Here is a 3,864-nt window from a genome sequence, read left to right on the forward strand (position 1 = left end):
CACGAAGTGAAATTTGATGAATTATCGAATAGAGTCATTGGATGCGCTATAGCGGTGCATCGAACTCTTGGGCCAGGTTTGCTTGACACCGTGAAGAGTGATAATTCACCATTCACCATTCACCATTATTAAGGAAATTTAGGGAAGAAATTGTGAATTGTGAATGGTGAATTATGAATGGTGAATAGTTACCAATTTTTTTAATAATATCTCCCTATCTCCTTAATCTCCACATCTCCTTTTGTTACACCACCTGAACGCTTACCAAAAAGATTTGTAGTGCGAGGCTTTAGCCTCGCTTCTGGCAAGCAGGAAAGCGAACTTAAAGGTTCGCGCACTACATTTATCGAATGTCAGAGGTTAATTCGTATCCATTTGTGGCTAATTTCCTTAATTCTCTGTGAACTCTGTGTCTCTGTGGCTGAACGCTTACCTCTTCAGAACTGGTGCCTAAAAGTTTTTCTTGCATTCTTCAAGGATAATATGGTATAATTCATAGATATGAGACTTATTGTTGGATTAGGGAATCCGGGATTAGATTATGCCCAAACAAGGCATAATGTTGGATTTAAGGTCATCAATAGCCTGGCTAAATTGAATAAGATTGAACTTAAAGGAAGAAAATATAAATCAAGAATGGGACAGAATAACGAGGTCATCCTGGCTAAACCAATGACCTATGTTAATCTTAGCGGTGAGGCAGTTGAATTGTTAGTCCGTCATTTTCAAATTAACCTTGCAGATTTAGTGGTCATATACGATGATATAAACCTACCTGTGGGTAAAATCAGGATTCGCAAAGAAGGTAGTGCCGGCGGACATAATGGAATGAAATCCATCATTGAAAAATTAGGTAGTCAACAATTCCCTCGAATCCGTGTAGGTATCGGTTCACCACCTCCTGAAATCGAATTTCGCCACTATGTTCTTTCTAATTGGACACCACAAGAAAAAGAAATAATCGAAGAGGCAACAAAAAGAGTTGTTCAGGCTATAATCTGTATCATTGAAGAAGGAATTGATATAGCTATGAATAAGTTTAATTAGGAGTTAGGATTTATGTTTAACGAATTTTTCGCTATGGTGAAAAAATTACTCTTACTCTCGCTTATTTTTGGTCTCAGTAGCTGTGCTCATACCCCAATACGGACTCTACCAGAACATATTACTTCTATTTCTATCCCTATCTTTACTAATCAAACATTTCAATATGGGTTAGAAGAGATTATCACGAATATGGTCATAGAGGAATTTATCCGTGATGGTAGATTAAATGTTGTGGATAAAAAATTGGCTCAGGCTGAATTAAAAGGGGAAATTAACCACTTCGAGAGAATCCCTTTTTCCTACGACAAAGAAGGTAATATTGCTAAATACAAGATAACTATTGAGGTAAGTTTTGGACTTACGGACTTAACTGAGAATAAACCTTTGTGGGATGAAGAATGGGAGGAAACAATATTGTATATTCCGTCCACTTCACCTTATGAACCAGGGGATTTTGACATTACCTCTGAACAGGAGGCAATTTATAAAGCCCTTTCAAAAATCGCATATTATCTCGTGAGCATAACAATTAAAAGATAAGTAATGCTGAACGGGGACGATAAAATGGTAAACTTAAATGAATTCTGAAGAATATCGACCAATAAATTATCAAACTATTCTTGTATGGCTTAATCAAAGAAAGATAGCCCAAACCTACCTATTTTTAGGAGAAGAGGAATATCAAAAAGAAGAAATCATCGCGCGATTAAAAAAGATTACTTTTCCTACACCAGAATCTATGGAATTTAACTATGATATTTTTTATGGAGACCAAACAGATGCCTCAACTATCATTGGTGTAGCCAACAGTTTCCCAATGTTGCATAATTGGCGGATGATTGTGGTGAAAAATGTTGATTCTTTATCTAGCCAGGGTAAGAACTTACTGGCTACTTATGCGGAAAATCCAGCCCCTTTTACGCGACTTATCCTTTTAGCCAATGAATTGCAACCCCAACATTCACTTTACAAAACAGTGGTTAACAAAGGCACAATCGTTGTTTTCTATCCGCTCTTTGATAATCAAGCCCTAACATGGATTCAATCACAAACTTACCAGCGAGGGAAAAAGACAATTTCTACTCAAGCCGCTAACTTACTTATCCAACGAGCTGGCACTAATCTTAATATTTTAAATACAGAATTGGATAAATTACTTCTTTATGTCGGAAATAAACCAACAATTGAAGAGAATGATATTCTGAAGGCATCTTTAGGCTTTCATGAGGAAAATGTCTTTTCTTTAATAAATGCTATTGGCTATCGAAAAAAGGCTCAATCATTAGCGATTTTCAAACAACTCTGCAATCAGGGGGAGGAACTTTTACCTATTTTGTATCTGATTACAAGGCATTTCAGACTTCTCTGGCAGGCAAAAGAGCTTCAAGAACAGGGTAAAATCCTGACACAAATAGCCCAAATTTTGAATATAAAGTTCAAAAAACAACAAACCGCTATCTGGGAACAGATAAAATTATTCTCATATGAAGAATTAAGACAGATATTCGAATTACTCCTCCAAACTGATTTAAGCCTTAAATCCTGCGATTACAGAACCCATCCATTAGTTATAGAATTACTTATTTTTAAAACCTGTAAAGGTTAAAGTAACCCTTCAGGATATAGCCACAGAGTCACAGAGAACACAGAGGGAATATATAACTACGAATGAACACAAATACAAAAAAATTTGTAGTACGAGGCTTTAGCCTCGCTTCTGGCAAGCCAAAAGGCGAACCTAAAGATTCGCACTACATTTATGGGATGTCAGAGGTTAATTCGTGTGCATTTGTGGTTAATTTCCTTAATTCTCTGTGAACTCTGTGCCTCTGTGGCTGAACGCTTACGATTTTTAATTGACATAATAGATATTTTATGGTATATTTTTATAAGAAAGAAAATGGTAATGGATTTAGATATAAAATTAAAACCATATTATGATTTTGTGCCAAAAGAAGGTGTTATGCCCCTTAACCAGGGGAACAAATATGCAATTTTACCCTGGGGTGATGTTGAAAATGCCAAATTAGCCGTTTTTATAGACGCGATGACCTTCCTTGATGTCCGAAAGCATGCCCAAAAAAGGATTGACCGAGAGGTAGGGGGATTCCTTATTGGAGATGCCCTGCAGGAAAAAGGAGCCCTTTTTATTCAGATAACTCATCTGATGATGGTTCAGGAAATTCAACATAAAAGTGGTGAGTTTATTTTTACTCATGAGGTCTGGAAGACCATTGATAGTTTAATGTCAGAACGCTATCATGATAAGCAATTGTTAGGTTGGTATCACACCCATCCGGGGATTGGGCTATTTTTATCTCCAGAGGATAAGTTTATCCAGAATAACTTTTTCAATCACCCCTGGCAGGTAACATTGGTCCTGGACCCATTGACTAAATATCAAGTGTTTTATTATAGCCAGAAAACAAAATTAGTCAATGTTGGTTTCTATATTTATACAGATAAGAAAAATAAAGAGATTTTAGTGCGTTTAATGCGAGAACTTGAAATTGGTGAAAAACGAGAAAAATGTGGTCGTTACCGTGCCCACCACATACTGACTTAATATAGACATCTTTCAGCCTTCAGGAGACAGAAGATATAGCAGTTATTAGTCAAAATTTTACTCAGGGTGGATAAGTAAAAAATCCAAAATCCCAAGCACCAAATCTCAAATAAGCACCAAATTCCAGTAACCGTTCAGGCTATATATCAAAAGTGTAAGAAAGGGGATAAGGAGATAAGAGTGATATGGAGATAAGATAATAGAAATAGATTGAAATTTATAGAAATAGGTAGAAATTGATTGTGGAAAAC

General features: G+C 36.2%; 7 protein-coding genes. 5 read left to right on the plus strand and 2 right to left on the minus strand.

All coding sequences use genetic code 11. From position 1 onward, the window contains the following. Positions 1 to 200: 200 nt before the first annotated feature. Both AB1422_17670 and AB1422_17675 read right to left on the minus strand, forming a co-directional pair. Positions 201 to 338 (minus strand): hypothetical protein, encoded by a 138-nt coding sequence (locus AB1422_17670; protein ID MEW6621132.1) that lies wholly within the window; start codon positions 336 to 338, stop codon positions 201 to 203. 5 nt (positions 339 to 343) lie between these two features. After that, entirely contained in the window at positions 344 to 469 is a 126-nt protein-coding gene (locus AB1422_17675) for a hypothetical protein (GenBank protein ID MEW6621133.1), read from the minus strand. 32 nt (positions 470 to 501) lie between these two features. On the opposite strand from AB1422_17675, the gene pth reads away from it, so the two are divergent. From pth to AB1422_17700, 5 genes are all read left to right on the plus strand, one after another. Further along, a complete protein-coding gene (gene pth / locus AB1422_17680; protein MEW6621134.1) occupies positions 502 to 1,047 on the plus strand; it encodes an aminoacyl-tRNA hydrolase in 546 nt (181 codons plus the stop codon). 12 nt (positions 1,048 to 1,059) lie between these two features. Then, entirely contained in the window at positions 1,060 to 1,587 is a 528-nt protein-coding gene (locus tag AB1422_17685) for an LptE family protein (protein MEW6621135.1), read from the plus strand. A 37-nt stretch (positions 1,588 to 1,624) separates the two neighbouring features. Then, positions 1,625 to 2,653 (plus strand): DNA polymerase III subunit delta, encoded by a 1,029-nt coding sequence (holA, locus tag AB1422_17690; protein ID MEW6621136.1) that lies wholly within the window; start codon positions 1,625 to 1,627, stop codon positions 2,651 to 2,653. Between the two features lie 62 nt (positions 2,654 to 2,715). Then, positions 2,716 to 2,865: a hypothetical protein gene (locus AB1422_17695; GenBank protein ID MEW6621137.1), complete on the plus strand. Its 150-nt coding sequence runs from the start codon at positions 2,716 to 2,718 to the stop codon at positions 2,863 to 2,865. A gap of 82 nt (positions 2,866 to 2,947) precedes the next feature. After that, positions 2,948 to 3,613 (plus strand): Mov34/MPN/PAD-1 family protein, encoded by a 666-nt coding sequence (locus AB1422_17700; protein MEW6621138.1) that lies wholly within the window; start codon positions 2,948 to 2,950, stop codon positions 3,611 to 3,613. Positions 3,614 to 3,864 lie beyond the last annotated feature (251 nt).

The sequence above is a fragment of the bacterium genome (assembly GCA_040757115.1).
Classification (GTDB): domain Bacteria; phylum UBA9089; class CG2-30-40-21; order CG2-30-40-21; family SBAY01; genus JBFLXS01.

What these genes read in the sequence shown, in the direction of transcription:
- AB1422_17675 (MEW6621133.1), bottom strand. Translation starts at nt 469, where the DNA reads ATGCAAGAAAAACTTTTAGGCACCAGTTCTGAAGAGGTAAGCGTTCAG.
- pth (MEW6621134.1), top strand. Translation starts at nt 502, where the DNA reads ATGAGACTTATTGTTGGATTAGGGAATCCGGGATTAGATTATGCCCAA.
- AB1422_17685 (MEW6621135.1), top strand. Translation starts at nt 1,060, where the DNA reads ATGTTTAACGAATTTTTCGCTATGGTGAAAAAATTACTCTTACTCTCG.
- holA (MEW6621136.1), top strand. Translation starts at nt 1,625, where the DNA reads ATGAATTCTGAAGAATATCGACCAATAAATTATCAAACTATTCTTGTA.
- AB1422_17695 (MEW6621137.1), top strand. Translation starts at nt 2,716, where the DNA reads ATGAACACAAATACAAAAAAATTTGTAGTACGAGGCTTTAGCCTCGCT.
- AB1422_17700 (MEW6621138.1), top strand. Translation starts at nt 2,948, where the DNA reads ATGGTAATGGATTTAGATATAAAATTAAAACCATATTATGATTTTGTG.